General features: G+C 69.4%; 15 protein-coding genes and 5 tRNA genes. 14 read left to right on the forward strand and 6 right to left on the reverse strand.

The window, feature by feature from the left end; all coding sequences use genetic code 11:
* From ACFWY6_RS35115 to ACFWY6_RS35130, 4 genes are all read right to left on the reverse strand, one after another.
* A partial coding sequence (locus tag ACFWY6_RS35115) for an ATP/GTP-binding protein (RefSeq protein ID WP_384699337.1) occupies positions 1–305 on the reverse strand: 305 nt, incomplete at its 3' end.
* Positions 286–690, reverse strand: a complete 405-nt coding sequence (locus ACFWY6_RS35120) for a DUF742 domain-containing protein (RefSeq protein WP_135330730.1) — start codon at positions 688–690, stop codon at positions 286–288. The genes ACFWY6_RS35120 and ACFWY6_RS35115, both read right to left, overlap by 20 nt.
* A gap of 121 nt (positions 691–811) precedes the next feature.
* Positions 812–1,225 carry a roadblock/LC7 domain-containing protein gene (locus ACFWY6_RS35125; protein ID WP_030787430.1) on the reverse strand — a complete coding sequence of 138 codons (414 nt, stop codon included), beginning with the start codon at positions 1,223–1,225 and terminating at the stop codon, positions 812–814.
* Positions 1,226–1,234: 9 nt separating this feature from the next.
* On the reverse strand, positions 1,235–5,065 hold the full coding sequence (locus tag ACFWY6_RS35130; protein ID WP_384699341.1) for a nitrate- and nitrite sensing domain-containing protein: 3,831 nt from the start codon (positions 5,063–5,065) through the stop codon (positions 1,235–1,237).
* A 577-nt stretch (positions 5,066–5,642) separates the two neighbouring features.
* Here ACFWY6_RS35130 and ACFWY6_RS35135 point away from each other — a divergent pair.
* From ACFWY6_RS35135 to ACFWY6_RS35175, 9 genes are all read left to right on the forward strand, one after another.
* Positions 5,643–5,843, forward strand: a complete 201-nt coding sequence (locus tag ACFWY6_RS35135; RefSeq protein ID WP_384699344.1) for a hypothetical protein — start codon at positions 5,643–5,645, stop codon at positions 5,841–5,843.
* 112 nt (positions 5,844–5,955) lie between these two features.
* Positions 5,956–6,744 carry a fumarylacetoacetate hydrolase family protein gene (locus ACFWY6_RS35140; protein WP_360773498.1) on the forward strand — a complete coding sequence of 263 codons (789 nt, stop codon included), beginning with the start codon at positions 5,956–5,958 and terminating at the stop codon, positions 6,742–6,744.
* Positions 6,737–8,218, forward strand: a complete 1,482-nt coding sequence (gene gltX, locus ACFWY6_RS35145) for a glutamate--tRNA ligase (RefSeq protein WP_384699348.1) — start codon at positions 6,737–6,739, stop codon at positions 8,216–8,218. The genes ACFWY6_RS35140 and gltX overlap by 8 nt, the downstream gene beginning before the upstream one ends.
* 64 nt (positions 8,219–8,282) lie before the next feature.
* Positions 8,283–9,011 (forward strand): HAD family hydrolase, encoded by a 729-nt coding sequence (locus tag ACFWY6_RS35150; RefSeq protein WP_384699351.1) that lies wholly within the window; start codon positions 8,283–8,285, stop codon positions 9,009–9,011.
* 88 nt (positions 9,012–9,099) lie between these two features.
* Positions 9,100–9,171: transfer RNA gene (locus ACFWY6_RS35155), tRNA-Gln, on the forward strand.
* A 21-nt stretch (positions 9,172–9,192) separates the two neighbouring features.
* Positions 9,193–9,265 (forward strand) — tRNA-Glu (locus ACFWY6_RS35160).
* A 62-nt stretch (positions 9,266–9,327) separates the two neighbouring features.
* Positions 9,328–9,400, forward strand: a tRNA-Glu gene (locus tag ACFWY6_RS35165).
* A 26-nt stretch (positions 9,401–9,426) separates the two neighbouring features.
* Positions 9,427–9,498 (forward strand) — tRNA-Gln (locus tag ACFWY6_RS35170).
* Between the two features lie 31 nt (positions 9,499–9,529).
* Positions 9,530–9,602: transfer RNA gene (locus tag ACFWY6_RS35175), tRNA-Glu, on the forward strand.
* A 51-nt stretch (positions 9,603–9,653) separates the two neighbouring features.
* On the opposite strand, the gene ACFWY6_RS35180 is transcribed toward ACFWY6_RS35175, so the two are convergent.
* The gene (locus ACFWY6_RS35180; protein ID WP_384699354.1) at positions 9,654–10,310 is read right to left on the reverse strand and encodes a MerR family transcriptional regulator; all 657 of its coding nucleotides are present in this window, start codon (positions 10,308–10,310) and stop codon (positions 9,654–9,656) included.
* 100 nt (positions 10,311–10,410) lie between these two features.
* On the opposite strand from ACFWY6_RS35180, the gene ACFWY6_RS35185 reads away from it, so the two are divergent.
* Positions 10,411–10,896: a DUF4188 domain-containing protein gene (locus tag ACFWY6_RS35185; protein WP_384699357.1), complete on the forward strand. Its 486-nt coding sequence runs from the start codon at positions 10,411–10,413 to the stop codon at positions 10,894–10,896.
* Positions 10,897–10,991: 95 nt separating this feature from the next.
* Here ACFWY6_RS35185 and ndgR read toward each other — a convergent pair whose 3' ends face one another.
* A complete protein-coding gene (ndgR, locus tag ACFWY6_RS35190; protein ID WP_010984119.1) occupies positions 10,992–11,708 on the reverse strand; it encodes an IclR family transcriptional regulator NdgR in 717 nt (238 codons plus the stop codon).
* A gap of 181 nt (positions 11,709–11,889) precedes the next feature.
* Between ndgR and leuC the strand changes: the two genes are divergently transcribed.
* From leuC to ACFWY6_RS35210, 4 genes are all read left to right on the forward strand, one after another.
* On the forward strand, positions 11,890–13,314 hold the full coding sequence (leuC, locus tag ACFWY6_RS35195) for a 3-isopropylmalate dehydratase large subunit (RefSeq protein WP_384699360.1): 1,425 nt from the start codon (positions 11,890–11,892) through the stop codon (positions 13,312–13,314).
* A 5-nt stretch (positions 13,315–13,319) separates the two neighbouring features.
* Positions 13,320–13,913 carry a 3-isopropylmalate dehydratase small subunit gene (leuD, locus tag ACFWY6_RS35200; RefSeq protein ID WP_360773480.1) on the forward strand — a complete coding sequence of 198 codons (594 nt, stop codon included), beginning with the start codon at positions 13,320–13,322 and terminating at the stop codon, positions 13,911–13,913.
* Positions 13,914–14,151: 238 nt separating this feature from the next.
* Positions 14,152–14,388, forward strand: a complete 237-nt coding sequence (locus ACFWY6_RS35205; RefSeq protein WP_266871078.1) for a hypothetical protein — start codon at positions 14,152–14,154, stop codon at positions 14,386–14,388.
* Positions 14,389–14,560: 172 nt separating this feature from the next.
* Positions 14,561–15,220: an HU family DNA-binding protein gene (locus ACFWY6_RS35210; protein WP_266871079.1), complete on the forward strand. Its 660-nt coding sequence runs from the start codon at positions 14,561–14,563 to the stop codon at positions 15,218–15,220.
* Positions 15,221–15,294 lie beyond the last annotated feature (74 nt).

Genomic DNA, 15,294 nt, shown 5'->3' on the forward strand with positions numbered 1-15,294 from the left:
TCGTCCCACATGAACCAGAAGCGGTCCTGACCGGGCGTACCGAAGAGGTACAGGATCAGGTCCTGGTCCAGGGTGATGCGGCCGAAGTCCATCGCCACCGTGGTGGTGGTCTTGTCTCCGGTGTGGGTGAGGTCGTCGATGCCCGCGGACGCGGACGTCATGACGGCCTCGGTGCGCAGCGGGTTGATCTCGGAGACGGCGCCTACGAACGTGGTCTTGCCGACACCGAAGCCGCCCGCCACCACGATCTTTGCGGACGTGGTGGAGCGGTCTTTTGCTCCGCTGCTAGAGCTTGCGAAGTCCACTGAGCACCCTTTCGAGCAGTGTCACGTCTGGCTGGCCGCCGGCGTTCTCGTCGCCGCCGGGCTGGTGAATGGCGACGAGCCCGGCCTCGGCCAGGTCGGCCACGAGGATGCGGGCCACGCCGAGCGGCATGGAGAGCAGAGCCGAGACCTCGGCCACCGACTTGACCTCGCGGCACAGGTGGCAGATCCGCTGGTGCTCGGGGAGCAGCCCCATCAGCTGGGCCGGGTCGGCCGTCGTGCTCACCAGCGCCTCTATCGCGAGCTGGTAGCGGGGCCTGGTCCGGCCGCCGGTCATCGCGTATGGACGCACCAGCGGCTGGTCGCCTTCCATGCCGTACGAGGCTTGCGAGCCGTACGGGTCGTGAGAGGCGTTGGGCGGGGTCATGGATCCTCCGGGCGGGACAGCAGGTGGTCTGCGTGCCGTCGAATAGAGCCGGTGGGGGGCACCAGTGGCGGCCGGACGGTTGGTCAGTACGTTCGGTCGGTGGGGCGGCCGATGGGGCGATCTAGTGGAGCAGGCTGCCCTGCAGTTCGGCGCGGAGGTCGGGGGTGAGGACAGCGCCCGCACGGTCGACGAGGAGCGCCATCTCGTAGCCGACGAGGCCGATGTCGCACTCGGGGTGTGCGAGCACGGCCAGCGACGAACCGTCGGACACGGACATGATGAAAAGGAACCCCCGCTCCATCTCGACCACGGTCTGGGTGACGGTGCCGCCCTCGAAGATCCGGGAGGCGCCGGCGGTCAGTGAGGTGAGCCCCGACGCGACCGCGGCGAGCTGGTCGGCGCGGTCACGCGGGAAGCCTTCGGACATCGCCAGAAGGAGCCCGTCCGCGGACACCACGACGGTGTGGGACACCCCGGGGGTGTTGTCCACGAAGTTGGTGATCAACCAGTTCAGATTCTGTGCCGCCTGGCTCATCGGACTCAACTAACGCTCCTGCTGGTGAGTGGGGAAGCTGCCGGTCTGGCCGGTACCGGCCTGGCGACCCTGCTGGATGCCCCGACGGAGATTGGTCAGCCGGCCGCGTACGTCGTCGGGCGCACGCGAGACCTGCGGACCTGTGCTGTCCTGCTGCTGCTGTGCCGTGCCCGCGACGAGGTTGGCTCGCGGGACGCGGCGCGGCAGGCCGGATGTGGTGACGCCACCGGCGGACGGCTGCCGGACGCGCTCGGCCTGGCGGCCCAGTTCGTCGTTCGGCGAGGTGCGCCAGGCGGCGCTGCTGCCGTTCGTGACGTTGGCGCTGTTGCCGCCACCGCCGGCCTGGTTGCCGGCGGGTGCGGCGGCCGGTCGTGGGGGACCGGCCGGGGACTGCGGCTGCTGGGACTGCGGCCGCGAGGGCGGCGGCGACGAGGGCTGGGGCCGCTGCGGGCGCCGCGGCTGCTCCGGGGCGGCCGGCTCGGCGGGACGGTTGCCACCGGACTGCGGGGCGCCACCGGACCGCTGGGCCTGCTGCTCCTGCTGCTGCTGGAACCAGTTGGTCTCCAGCGTGTCGAACAGCGGCGTGCGGCCGTCGCCGGGACCGGCGGGCGGCAGCTCGTCGGGCTGCGTGGGCTGCACGGGCTGCTGAGGCTGCTGCGACCGGGCGGGCAGCTGAGGCTGCTGCGGCTGTGAAGGCTGCTGGGACTGTGAAGGCTGCTGGGACTGTGAAGGCTGCTGGGGCTGCGAAGGCTGCTGGGACTGCGGAGGCTGCGGCGGAACGCCGAGCTGACCGCCGCCCTGACCGGGACCGCCCTGGCCCTGGCTCGGACCGCCCTGCCCCGGACCCCGGCGCGGCGCGCTGGTGCCGGGCCGCTCGAACTGACCCGTGCCGGAGGCATCCTGGCCACCGAAGACATCGGGACGCACGAACTGACCGGTGCCCTGCTGGTTCTGCTGGCCCGCGCCGGACGGCGAACCGGCGCCGGGCGGCGGCCCGTTGAAGTCGGGACGCGCGAACTCCGCGGTCGCACCAGGACCCTGCGTCGCGCCACCGGCGGTCGGCTGCGGGAACTGGCCGGTGGACTCCGGCTCCTCGTGACCGCGCGGGGCGTCGAACGGCTCGCGCGAGACCTGCGGCTGCGCGTTCTCGTCGCTCCAACTGGGCACGCGCGGCTGCGGGTTGCCACCCGGAAGCTCGGCACGCGGCCCTCCGCGCGGCGGCAGCTGGGGCCTGCGGCCCTGGTCACCGGCGTCGTTGGAGGCGCCCGCGGGGTTCGGAACGTTCCCCGCGGGGTTCACCGGATTCGTACGCTGCTGGGGCACGGGAGGCTGCGGCCCCGAGCCCGCCCCACGACCGGCATCCGGCCGACCCCCGAAGAGACTGCCGCCGGCACCCTGCTGGGAGCCCGTCGGCCCCACGGGAGCGGAAGGCGAACCGGTCCGCGGCCCCTGGCCCGGACCCGAGTCCCGCGACGGCAGCGCGGCACGCGGCCCCGCTCCCGCGCCGACCTGGCCACGCGGCGCACTCGCACCGAGCCGTCCGGCCGAACCGGCAGGGCCACCGCCCTGACCGGGTCCGCCGTTCCCGGCGCCGACACCGCGACGCGCGGCGGCGACACCGCCGGCGGCCTGCGCTGCGGCCGGGCCGCCGACCTGACCGGGGCCACCGGGCTTGCCCGGAGCCTTCTTGCCGCCCTGGGCGACATCGACGGGCAGCATGACCAGCGCGGTCGTACCACCGGAGTCGGACGGACGGAGCTGGATGCGGATGCCGTGACGCTGCGACAGACGACCGACCACGAACAGACCCATGCGGCGCGAGACCGAGACGTCCACGGTGGGCGGCGACGCGAGCCGCTCGTTGATCGCCGCGAGGTCCTCGGGCGACAGACCGATACCGGTGTCGTGGATCTCGATCAGCACACGGCCGTCGGGCAGCGCGTGACCGGTGACCTTGACCTTCGTCTGCGGGGACGAGAAGGAGGTGGCGTTCTCGAGCAGCTCGGCGAGCAGGTGCACGAGGTCGTTGACGACGCGGCCGGCGACCTCGGTGGTCGGCACCGAGGCGAGCTCGATGCGCTCGTACTGCTCCACCTCGGAGGCGGCGGCACGGAGCACGTCGACGAGCGGGACGGGCCGGGTCCACCGGCGACCGGGCTCTTCACCGGCGAGAACGAGGAGGTTCTCACCGTTACGGCGCATGCGGGTCGCGAGGTGGTCGAGCTTGAACAGCGACGACAGCTGATCAGGATCAGCCTCGCGCGACTCCAGCTCGGAAATGAGAGACAGCTGACGCTGGATAAGACCCTGCGAGCGGCGCGAGAGGTTGGTGAACATCGCGTTGACGTTGCCTCGCAGGAGGGCCTGCTCGGCGGCGAGGCGGACGGCCTCGCGGTGCACGTCGTCGAAGGCCGCGGCCACCTGGCCGATCTCGTCCCGGGAGTGCACACCGACGGACTCGACGGAGGTGTCGACGTCCTGCGGGTCCGACTCCGAGAGCTGCTTGACCAGCTCGGGCAGACGGTCCTGGGCGACCTTGGTCGCGGTGTCCTGCAGCCGCCGCAGCGAGCGGATCATGGACCGGGCCACGACGAAGGCGCCGACGAGCGAGACACCGAGCACGAGCAGGATCAGCGCACCGTTGAGGATGGCCGTCTGCTCGGACTCGTTGCGCAGCTCGCGGGCCTTCTGCTCCATCTCGTTGAGCAGCGTGAGCTCGATCTTGGACATCGCGTCGATCTTGGTGGTGTCGTTGTCGACCCAGTCCTTGTACGACCGCTTGTCCTGAAGCTTGATGCCGCCCTCCTGCTCAAGCACGCGCTTGGCGTAGGAGTCGGCGCCCTTGATGGAGGCGTTGCCGCCGTCGATGGGCTTGGTGAGCTCGTCGGGGTTACCGGCGTAGATGCCCTTGAAGGCGTCCAGCTCGGAGTTCTCCTTGTCGAGCGCGGAGAAGCCGTAGCGCCGGTCGGTCTCGGAGATCTTGCCGAACGCGGAGTCACCCGCGGGCAGCGCGGCCGCGATGATCGCGCGCTGCACCGATGCGTACTCCTTGGCGGAGGAGAACGCCGTGAGCGCACGAGTGCGCTGGATCATGTCCGGGTTGCTGGTCGCCTGCGCCATGTCCGAGGAGAGCGCGAGCAGCTGCTCGATGAGCTGGCTGTAGGCGTCGACCGTCTGGGACGTCGAGGTCGGGTCCTTGTACGCGTTCTTGCGTACGTCGTTGATCTTCTGGAGCTGCTGGGTGATCTCGACGGTGTTCGCCCGGACGCCGAGCAGACCCTTGTCGCCCTCGGTGTCGTCGAGGTCCTGCGTCCCCTGGAGGAAGCGGTTGTAGGCGCGGTCGGTCTTCTGCCGGGCGCCCTTGACCACGTAGTCCGAGGACTTCGCGCCGTGCGCGAGGGGACCTGCCGAGCGGTCGCGCTCCTCCTGGAGCGCGGAGGCCAGCTCGGTGGCCTGCTTGGTCATGTCGGTCAGCAGCTTCATGTTGTCGAGCTGCTGGATCTCGTCCATCGACTCGTTGATACGAAGCGCGCCGAGGGAGGTCGCGGTGATCACGGGGAGCGCGAGCAGCGAGACCAGGCGGGTGGAGATGCGCCAGTTGCGCAGGGCTATTCGCGAGCCGGGCCCGCTGGGCGACTTGCCGCCCGACGAACCGCTCGCCTTCGCCGCGGCCGGGGGCAGACTGCCGCCACCCGCTGGGCGTGCGGCGCCCGCGCCGCTGTCGCCGGACGGCACCGGTCCGGGGTTCTGGGCGTGCTGGGCCGAGGAGCCGCGGTCGGTCCCGCCGCGCTCCGGCTCTGCCGCAGCGCTGCTGCCATCCCTCTTGAAACGTCCCTGCACTAGCGTCGCAACCTCTGGACCAGGCGTCCTTCCGCATGAACGGACGGACGGTGTCGGCGTCGTGGGGCACTGAGCGCGCCCCATGGTGGTCGTGAGTGAGCCGGCGCTGCTCCCCTTTCCCGCCGCCACTCGGCGCTGCGTTGCGCCCCTGCGCGCCGGTTCGATCCCGCGGCGGTCCCGGGAATTCCAGCACAGTGCAGGATCTCCAACAAGGCCCGTGTGTCGCGCCGGGCTCTCCGTGACAGGGCGTGAGTGGGGCGTCACGAGATGTAGAACGTTATCCGGGGCAAAAAGGTCCATTAACGGCACAACACCTACGGGTGGGGGGTGTCCCAGTCTTCATGATCGGGAGCGGAATGATGCCTTCAATGGCTGAATGTCCGATTCCAACAGGGCCTTCACGGGCCGGAATTGACCCTTTTGCCCGCTAGCTCGTGAGCAAACTCACATCAAGATCATGGCCTCAAAAGGACTTTGGCCGGGAATTGGATGTTTAGCCTGACGCTTTACAGGGATGGCGAATCCGACAACCCGCGTCCACCCCGCGACGCCCCAACTGACAAGGCCTGAACAACAGATGAAGACTGTGAAGTCGGCGATGTTCCGCAACATAGCCAACCCGCGCCGCACCACGCTGGCCCACCTCACGGACGCCGACGAGTTCCAGGCGGCCCCCGAGCAGCCGGAGCACGCGCTGGAACTCCCGACGCAGACGGCGAACCCCAGGCGCACCGTCCTGATGGACGCGCCGGAGGCATTCACCCCGGCCGGCGTCTGAGGCAGTCAGCCCGTCCGGCGTTTGCGGACGAGCTTGCGCAGCGGCGATCAGGCGGGGCCGTTAGCCTGGAGCGTCAGACTCCACCCACATTCATCAAGGGGCCAAGGCTCACGTGCGCATCGCCAGGTTCTCCATCGACGGCAACGTCGCCTTCGGCGCGGTCGAGGGTGACAAGCCCGACGAGCTAGTCGTCGACATCATCAAGGGCAGCCCGTACGTCGCCGAGTTCGAGCTGAGCGGTGTCAAGGTCCCGCTCGGCAAGGTCCGGCTGCTGCCCCCCGTCATCGGTCACAAGATCGTGGCATTCGGCCGCAACTACGCGGAGCACGCGAAGGAGCTCGGCAGCGACGTCCCCGACGTCCCGTTCGCCTTCTTCAAGCCCGCGACCTCGATGATCGGCTCCGGCGACGCCATCGCGTACCCGCCCTTCTCCGAGGAGCTGCACCACGAGGCCGAGCTGGCCGTGGTCATCGGCCGCATGTGCCGCGAGGTCCCGCGCGAACGCGTCAAGGACGTGATCTTCGGCTACACCTGCGCCAACGACGTCACGGCCCGTGACGTGCAGCGCCGCGAGAAGCAGTGGGCCCGCGCCAAGGGCTTCGACAGCGCCTGCCCGCTCGGCCCCTGGGTGGAGACGGACATCGACCTGGCCGCGGCCAACGACCTCACGATCCAGTGCACGGTCAACGGCGAGCAGCGCCAGCTCGGCCGCACCAGCGAGATGGTCCACTCCATCGAGGACCTGATCGTGAACATCACCGAGGCCATGACGCTGCTCCCCGGCGACGTCATCCTCACGGGCACCCCGGCAGGGGTCGGCCCCCTCAACGTCGGCGACGAGGTCGCCGTCACCATCGAACGCATCGGCACTCTCACCAACAAGGTGATCAAGCGTGGCTAACGCGACGAACGTACGCGTACGTTTCTGTCCCTCCCCGACCGGCAACCCCCACGTGGGCCTGGTCCGCACCGCCCTCTTCAACTGGGCGTTCGCCCGGCACAACGAGGGCACCCTGGTCTTCCGCATCGAGGACACCGACGCGGCTCGCGACTCCGAGGAGTCCTACGAGCAGCTCCTGGACTCGATGCGCTGGCTGGGCTTCGACTGGGACGAGGGCCCCGAGGTCGGCGGCCCGCACGCGCCGTACCGCCAGTCGCAGCGCATGGACATCTACCAGGACGTGGCACAGAAGCTCCGGGACGGCGGCTACGCCTACCCCTGCTACTGCACCACCGAGGAGCTGGACACCCGCCGCGAGGCCGCCCGCGCCGCCGGCAAGCCGTCCGGCTACGACGGCCACTGCCGCGACCTGACCGCCGCGCAGATCGAGGCCTACGAGGCCGAGGGCCGCAAGCACATCGTGCGCTTCCGGATGCCGGACGAGGCCACCACCTTCACCGACCTGGTCCGCGGCGACATCACGGTCCAGGCGGAGAACGTCACGGACTACGGCATCATCCGCGCGAACGGCGCCCCGCTCTACACGCTCGTCAACCCGGTCGACGACGCCCTGATGGAGATCACCCACGTCCTGCGCGGCGAGGACCTGCTCTCCTCCACGCCCCGCCAGATCGCCCTCTACAAGGCGCTGATCGAGCTGGGCATCGCCAAGGGCATCCCCGAGTTCGGGCACCTGCCGTACGTCATGGGCGAGGGCAACAAGAAGCTGAGCAAGCGCGACCCCCAGGCGTCGCTCAACCTCTACAGGGAGCGCGGTTTCCTCCCGGAGGGCCTGCTCAACTATCTCTCCCTCCTGGGCTGGTCGTTCTCCGCGGACCAGGACGTCTTCTCGATCTCCGACATGGTCGCCAAGTTCGACCTCGCGGACGTGAACGCCAACCCGGCCCGCTTCGACCTGAAGAAGGCCGAGGCGATCAACGCCGACCACATCCGCATGCTGGACGTGAAGACCTTCGCCGAGGCCTGCGAGCCCTGGCTGAAGGCCCCGCACGCCAACTGGGCCCCCGAGGCGTTCGACCAGGCGGCCTGGGAGGCCATCGCCCCGCACGCCCAGACCCGTATCAAGGTGCTCTCCGAGATCACGGAGAACGTGGACTTCCTCTTCCTCGACGCGCCCGTCGAGGACGAGGCGTCCTGGACGAAGGCCATGGGCAAGGGCGACCCGGCCGCGCTCCTGACGACGGCCCGCGCCAAGCTCGAGGCCGCCGACTGGACCTCCCCCGAGTCCCTCAAGGAGGCCGTCCTGGCCGCCGGCGAGGAGCACGGCCTGAAGCTCGGCAAGGCCCAGGCCCCGGTCCGCGTGGCCGTCACCGGCCGCACGGTCGGCCTGCCGCTCTTCGAGTCCCTGGAGATCCTGGGCAAGGAGAAGTCCCTGTCCCGCATCGACGCGGCCCTGACGAAGCTCGCAGCCTGATCCGCACACCCCGAAGGGCCCGGAAGCCACCACGGCTCCCGGGCCCTTCGCGTACGTTCAGAACATGCCGATCAAAGCCGTGGTCTGGGACGTAGACGACACGATCTTCGATTACGCGCAGGCCGACTCCGCCGGCATGCACGCGCACCTCGCCGCCGAGGGGCTCCTGCAGCGGTTCGGGTCGGCCGAGCGTGCGCTGACGCTCTGGCGTGAGATCACCCACCGCCACTGGGCGCGCTTCAGCGAGGGCCTGCGGGACTTCCAGGACCAGCGCCGCGACCGGGTACGTGAGTTCCTCGACACACCCGCCCTGGACGACGCGGACGCCGACGCCTGGTTCGACCGCTATGTGGGCCACTACGAATCCGCCTGGGCCCTCTTCCCCGACACCGTGCCCGTCCTGGACGCCCTCGCCGACGACTACCGCCACGCGGTCCTCTCCAACTCCGCCCTGGTCGTCCAGGACCGCAAGCTGCGGGTCCTGGGCGTGCGCGACCGCTTCGAGTCCGTCCTGTGCGCCGCCGAACTCGGCGTCTCCAAGCCCGCGGCCGAGGCCTTCCACGCGGTCTGTACGACGATGGGTCTTGCGCCGGAGGAGATCGCCTACGTAGGGGACCAGCCGGAGATCGACGCGAGGGGCGCGCGGGACGCGGGTCTCGTCGGGATCTGGCTCGACCGCAACAGCGCAGCCCAGGAAGGCCCGTCGGGCGTCCACCGCATCACGCGGCTCACCGAGCTGCCGCCGCTGCTCCGCGCCGATACCCGTTTTGGAGCGCCGTCCACCTTCGGGTAATGTTCTTCCTGCGCCGCCCGAGAAGGCCGAAAGGTCCGGCAGGGAAGCGTAAGTCGAAGCAAAACTCCCGCAAGGGGTTGCGTCTCGATGGCCTATGGTGTAATTGGCAGCACGACGGTTTCTGGTTCCGTTAGTCTAGGTTCGAGTCCTGGTAGGCCAGCTCGCAGAGCTTATCTGCAACGCCCCCGTTGTGTAGCGGCCTAGCACGCTGCCCTCTCAAGGCAGTAGCGCCGGTTCGAATCCGGTCGGGGGTACAGATCCTTCCCATGGAAGCAGTCCGGGTCGCACCCACTGCCGCCGATGCAGGATCGCTAGGGCCCCCGTTGTGTAGCGGCCTAGCACGCCGCCCTCTCAAGGCGGTAGCGCCGGTTCGAATCCGGTCGGGGGTACGCAAGGTCTAGCTGGTCTAGACCAGTGGGCTATGGTGTAATTGGCAACACGACGGTTTCTGGTTCCGTTGTTCTAGGTTCGAGTCCTGGTAGCCCAGCGCAGTACAAGCAGTGCAGATGGACAAGCTAGCCCCCGTTGTGTAGCGGCCTAGCACGCCGCCCTCTCAAGGCGGTAGCGCCGGTTCGAATCCGGTCGGGGGTACGCGAATGGAGGGGCCTTCCTGCAAGGGAGGGCCCCTTCGTCGTTCCCGCGTCACGCCTCCGAACCCGCCTGGCCGTAGCGCCGGTTGGACTCCTCGGCCTGCGCCATCCTGCGCAGCGCGAGCAGCACCGGCTCGTAAAGCACGGTGAGCGCGACCGCCGCCTCCAGCTGCTCGTCGGGCGATTCGTAGCGCTCCACCAAGTCCAGGTCGGCGACGGCCAGTTGGCCCGCCGAGTGGGCGTAAGGCGCCAAGTCGTCGACGGAGCACGGGTATCCGAGCCGGGACAGCGTGCCGACCGCCGTCACCAGCATCCGGTACGCCGGCGAATCCGCCCCGTACGCCTGGGCGTTCGCCCAGCCGAGCCGCCGGAGCAGTGCGTCGACGGTGTGCCCCGCCGCGTCCGTCGCCGGATCGTCCGCGGTGGTCTGCGGGCCGTGCGGCAGCGCCCATACCGCCGTGCCCAGGCGGGAGTTGTGGTCGAGGGACTCGTCCTCCAGGGCGGTGAGCACCTCGCGGGCCGACGCGATCGGCACCCGGCCCACCTGGATGAGCGCCCGGACCAGCCGCAGCCGCTGCAGATGGCCCTCGTCGTACTCGGACTGCGTCGCCGTGATCCGGCGGCCCGGCGGCAGCAGTCCCTCGCGCAGGTAGTACTTGATCGTGGCCGTCGAGACCCCGCTGCGTGTGCTCAGCTCCGCCAGTCTCATCGGCTCGTCCTCTCCTACGCCTTGCGCCTTCACTTGGTGAGTGGCACTATCCAATCATGGATAGCAAAGCTATCCAATGCTCTCTGAAGGGGGACCCATCATGAGCAGCAAGCCGATCGAAGGGCGCATGACCGCCGACGCGCAGGGCGGCGTGACCGTCTTCACCATCGGGATGCGCATCAACAACTTCCGTGCCGTGCGCAGCTGGTGGCCGGTCTTCCGGGCGATGCCGCGGATGCTCAAGGAGCTGTCCAAGGACCGGGGGATCGGCATGCTGGGCTATCAGCTGCTGCTCGGCGCTCCACGAGTGCTGTACGTCGTGCAGTACTGGGAGTCGCCGGAGAAGCTGCTTGCCTACGCGTCGGATCAGGGCAAGGAGCACCGGCCCGCCTGGTCGGCCTTCAACCGCAGGATGCGGGAGGGCAAGGGCAAGGTCGGCTTCTGGCACGAGACGTATGTCGTGCCGGCCGGCGCCCATGAGGCGGTGTACGTGAACATGCCGGAGTTCGGCCTGGGCAAGGCCATCGGCGTGGTGCCGGTCGGCCGGCGGGGAGACCGCGCCGCCGACCGCCTCAAGGCGGCCTGAGAGGCCGCACGGGCACAACAGCACAGCCGGAGGGGCCGCCGCGGCGTTGAGGCGGCCCCTCCGGCTGTGTGCGTCGGTGAGTGCGTCCGGCGGGGTCAGCCGGTGCGGCGCAGCGCCTCGGAGAGGCGTCCTGCCGCGTCGATGACCGCCTGGGCGTGCATCCGGCCCGGGTGGCGGGTCAGGCGCTCGATCGGTCCGGAGACCGAGACGGCGGCGACCACGCGGTTCGAGGGGCCGCGCACGGGCGCGGAGACGGACGCGACGCCCGGCTCCCGCTCGCCGATCGACTGGGCCCAGCCCCGGCGGCGTACACCCGAAAGGGCCGTGGCCGTGAAACGGGCGCCCTGGAGGCCGCGGTGCAGGCGCTCCGGCTCTTCCCAGGCCATCAGGATCTGGGCCGACGAGCCCGCCTTCATGGTGAGCGTCGAACCGACGGGGACCGTGTCCCGCAGGCCCGAGAGGCGCTCGGCGGCCGCGACGCAGATGCGCATGTCGCCCTGGCGGCGGTAGAGCTGCGCGCTCTCGCCCGTGACGTCACGCAGATGCGTGAGGACCGGGCCCGCCGTGGCGAGCAGACGGTCCTCGCCGGCCGCCGCCGCGAGTTCCGCGAGGCGCGGGCCGAGAATGAAACGGCCCTGCATGTCCCGCGCCACCATCCGGTGGTGTTCCAGTGCCACGGCGAGGCGATGTGCCGTGGGTCGTGCGAGTCCGGTGGCCGCGACCAACCCCGCGAGGGTGGCCGGACCGGACTCCAGGGCGCTCAAGACGAGAGCCGCCTTGTCGAGAACGCCGACGCCGCTAGAGTTGTCCATGCGTCGATACTCGCGTCTCACTCTGTGAAACGCAAGTTCAATTTTCCATGGAACACGTCACTCTGTAGGTGCGGTCCGCGGACCAACGGATACGCGGCCAACGCGCGGCACGAGGGGTACGTGCGTGGGCGAACAATTCTCTAGTTGGGCCGGCCCAAGACAGCCGGTCGGAGGGAAAGCGATGGGTAGGACACTCGCGGAGAAGGTCTGGGACGACCACGTCGTCCGGCGCGCCGAAGGCGAGCCCGACCTCCTCTTCATCGATCTGCACCTGCTGCACGAGGTGACGAGCCCGCAGGCCTTCGACGGCCTCCGGCAGGCCGGCCGTCCGGTGCGGCGGCTCGACCTCACCATCGCGACCGAGGATCACAACACCCCGACCCTCGACATCGACAAGCCCATCGCGGACCCGGTCTCGCGGGCCCAGTTGGAGACGCTGCGCAAGAACTGCGCGGAGTTCGGCGTACGGCTGCACTCGCTCGGCGACGTCGAGCAGGGCGTCGTCCACGTGGTGGGACCGCAGCTGGGCCTGACCCAGCCGGGCACCACCGTGGTCTGCGGTGACTCGCACACCTCCACGCACGGTGCCTTCGGCGCCCTGGCGTTCGGCATCGGCACCTCCCAGGTCGAGCACGTCCTGGCCACCCAGACGCTGCCACTGGCCCGCCCGAAGACCATGGCCATCACGGTCGACGGCGAACTGCCGGACGGCGTCACCGCCAAGGACCTGATCCTCGCCATCATCGCGAAGATCGGCACCGGCGGCGGCCAGGGCTACATCCTGGAATACCGGGGCTCCGCCATCGAGAAACTCTCGATGGAGGCCCGCATGACCATCTGCAACATGTCGATCGAGGCCGGTGCCCGCGCGGGCATGATCGCCCCCGACCAGACCACCTTCGACTACATCGAGGGCCGCGCGCACGCCCCGCAGGGCGCGGACTGGGACGCCGCGGTCGCGTACTGGAAGACCCTGAAGACGGACGAGGACGCGGTCTTCGACGCCGAGGTGTACATCGACGCCGCCGCGCTCTCGCCGTTCGTCACCTGGGGCACCAATCCCGGGCAGGGCGCGCCGCTCTCCGCGCAGGTCCCCGATCCGGCTTCGTACGAAGACGAGTCGGAGCGCAACGCCGCCGAAAAGGCCCTGGAATACATGGGGTTGAGCGCCGGGCAGCCGCTGCGTGACATCAAGGTCGACACGGTCTTCGTAGGTTCCTGCACCAACGGCCGTATCGAGGACCTGCGGGCGGCCGCGTCCATCGTCGAGGGGCGCAAAGTCGCCGACGGCGTACGGATGCTGATCGTTCCCGGCTCGGTCCGGGTCGCCCTGCAGGCCATCGACGAGGGTCTGGACAAGGTCTTCACCGCCGCGGGCGCCGAATGGCGGCACGCGGGCTGCTCGATGTGCCTGGGCATGAACCCCGACCAACTGGCCCCCGGCGAGCGCTCCGCGTCGACCTCCAACCGCAACTTCGAAGGCAGGCAGGGCAAGGGCGGCCGCACTCACCTGGTCTCCCCGCAGGTCGCCGCCGCCACCGCGGTCACCGGCCATCTCGCCTCGCCCGCGGACCTGTCCGACACCCCCGCGACCGCCGGAGTCTGAGAACCATGGAAGCCTTCACCACGCACACCGGCCGGGCCGTACCGCTGCGCCGCAGCAACGTCGACACCGACCAGATCATCCCCGCCCACTGGCTGAAGAAGGTCACCCGGGACGGGTTCGAGGACGGGCTCTTCGAGGCCTGGCGCAAGGACGGCGAGTTCGTCCTGAACAAGCCCGAACGCCAGGGCGCCACGGTCCTGGTCGCCGGTCCCGACTTCGGCACGGGCTCCTCCCGCGAGCACGCCGTGTGGGCGCTGCAGAACTACGGCTTCAAGGCCGTCATCTCCTCGCGCTTCGCCGACATCTTCCGCGGCAACTCGCTGAAGAACGGCCTGCTCACCGTCGTGCTCGACCAGAAGGTCGTGGACGCGCTGTGGGCGCTGACCGAGCGCGACCCGCAGGCCGAAATCACCGTTGACCTGCAGGATCGCCAGGTCCGCGCGGAGGGCGTCACCGCCGACTTCGAGCTCGACGAGAACGCCCGCTGGCGGCTCCTGAACGGCCTGGACGACATCAGCATCACGCTGCAGAACGAGCCGGACATCGCCGCGTACGAGTCCGGGCGCCCCGCGTACAAGCCGCGGACCGTGCAGGTCTGACACCCCCGCAACACCCTGACGTACCCCCAATCGTGGACGGTTGGGGGTACTTCTGTGTGCGCGTCCTTCAGGAGCCCGATGACCTGAACGAGTGGTCTCAACTCCCTTGACGCGGAAGGCAGAAGAGGCTTGAAATCCCCTTGTACTCAGTCCGACCGGGTACCCTCAGGAGGGCGCCGGATGTGGGTAGTTACCCCCTGCGGAGGCGACAACTCGCCCCAGATGGCACAATCGGTGCATGGGACGTGACAGCCAACTCGAGCTCTACGGGCTTGTTGCGGACCAACTGAAGGAAGCGCACTCAAGAGTGCGTGCACTGCAAGTCCCGGAGGGCGTACGGATGGCGCTGACCCGGAAGCTGCTGGTCATTACGGCCGCGGCCAAACACGATCTCGCCGATGCGGCAAGGCGTCTGGAGCGATTGATGGCGGACCTCGACAAGGCTGACGAGGGCCGATTCCCCGAAGACACCTGAGCGGCAAGGCTCAACGGGCCTGCGAGGGACCTTCGAGGAACTCATGGACAGTCCAGTTCGTTGCGGCACAAGGGTGATTAGCCCGTTTCGTGTTTGATTTGCGGTATATATCTGCCTAACGTGCGAAAAAGCCTGGCGAATACGCTCGGGCGATGTCTCCGAAGGGGAAGACGTGAACAAGGCGCAGCTCGTAGAAGCGATTGCCGACAAGGTGGGTGGCCGTCAGCAGGCCGCCGACGCTGTGGACGCGGTTCTGGACGCAGTCGTCCGTGCCGTGGTCAGCGGAGACCGCGTTTCGGTCACCGGCTTCGGCTCGTTCGAGAAGGTCGACCGTCCGGCCCGTTACGCCCGCAACCCGCAGACCGGGGAGCGCGTCCGGGTCAAGAAGACCTCGGTTCCGCGCTTCCGCGCGGGTCAGGGCTTCAAGGACCTGGTCAGCGGCTCGAAGAAGCTCCCGAAGAACGACGTCGCGGTCAAGAAGGCGCCCAAGGGCAGCCTGACCGGCGGTGCTTCGGCGACGGTCAAGAAGGCCGCGGCCAAGAAGGCCACCGCCAAGAAGGCGACGGCGAAGAAGGCCGCCACCGCCAAGAAGGCCACCGCCAAGAAGACGACGGCGAAGAAGACCACGGCGAAGAAGACCACCGCCAAGAAGGCGGCGACGGCCAAGAAGGCCACGGCCAAGAAGACGACGGCGAAGAAGGCCGCGCCGGCGAAGAAGGCCACGGCGAAGAAGACCGCGCCGGCCAAGAAGGCCACCGCCAAGAAGGCGCCCGCGAAGAAGTCGACGGCGCGCAAGACCACCGCCAAGAAGGCGACCGCCCGCAAGAAGTAAGGGCGCGAGGGCACTCACGCGCCGGGGGGGGGGGGGCCCGCCGGGCGCGGCCCCGGGGGGGGGGGGGGGGGCCC

Source organism: Streptomyces sp. NPDC059037 (genome assembly GCF_042740015.1).
GTDB lineage: Bacteria > Actinomycetota > Actinomycetes > Streptomycetales > Streptomycetaceae > Streptomyces.

Coding starts and splice junctions, on each gene's coding strand:
- ACFWY6_RS35125 (WP_030787430.1), bottom strand. CDS start 1,225: ATGAGCCAGGCGGCACAGAATCTGAACTGGTTGATCACCAACTTCGTG.
- ACFWY6_RS35150 (WP_384699351.1), top strand. CDS start 8,283: ATGCCGATCAAAGCCGTGGTCTGGGACGTAGACGACACGATCTTCGAT.
- ndgR (WP_010984119.1), bottom strand. CDS start 11,708: ATGGACAACTCTAGCGGCGTCGGCGTTCTCGACAAGGCGGCTCTCGTC.
- leuC (WP_384699360.1), top strand. CDS start 11,890: ATGGGTAGGACACTCGCGGAGAAGGTCTGGGACGACCACGTCGTCCGG.
- leuD (WP_360773480.1), top strand. CDS start 13,320: ATGGAAGCCTTCACCACGCACACCGGCCGGGCCGTACCGCTGCGCCGC.
- ACFWY6_RS35180 (WP_384699354.1), bottom strand. CDS start 10,310: ATGAGACTGGCGGAGCTGAGCACACGCAGCGGGGTCTCGACGGCCACG.
- ACFWY6_RS35135 (WP_384699344.1), top strand. CDS start 5,643: ATGAAGACTGTGAAGTCGGCGATGTTCCGCAACATAGCCAACCCGCGC.
- ACFWY6_RS35185 (WP_384699357.1), top strand. CDS start 10,411: ATGAGCAGCAAGCCGATCGAAGGGCGCATGACCGCCGACGCGCAGGGC.
- ACFWY6_RS35120 (WP_135330730.1), bottom strand. CDS start 690: ATGACCCCGCCCAACGCCTCTCACGACCCGTACGGCTCGCAAGCCTCG.
- ACFWY6_RS35205 (WP_266871078.1), top strand. CDS start 14,152: ATGGGACGTGACAGCCAACTCGAGCTCTACGGGCTTGTTGCGGACCAA.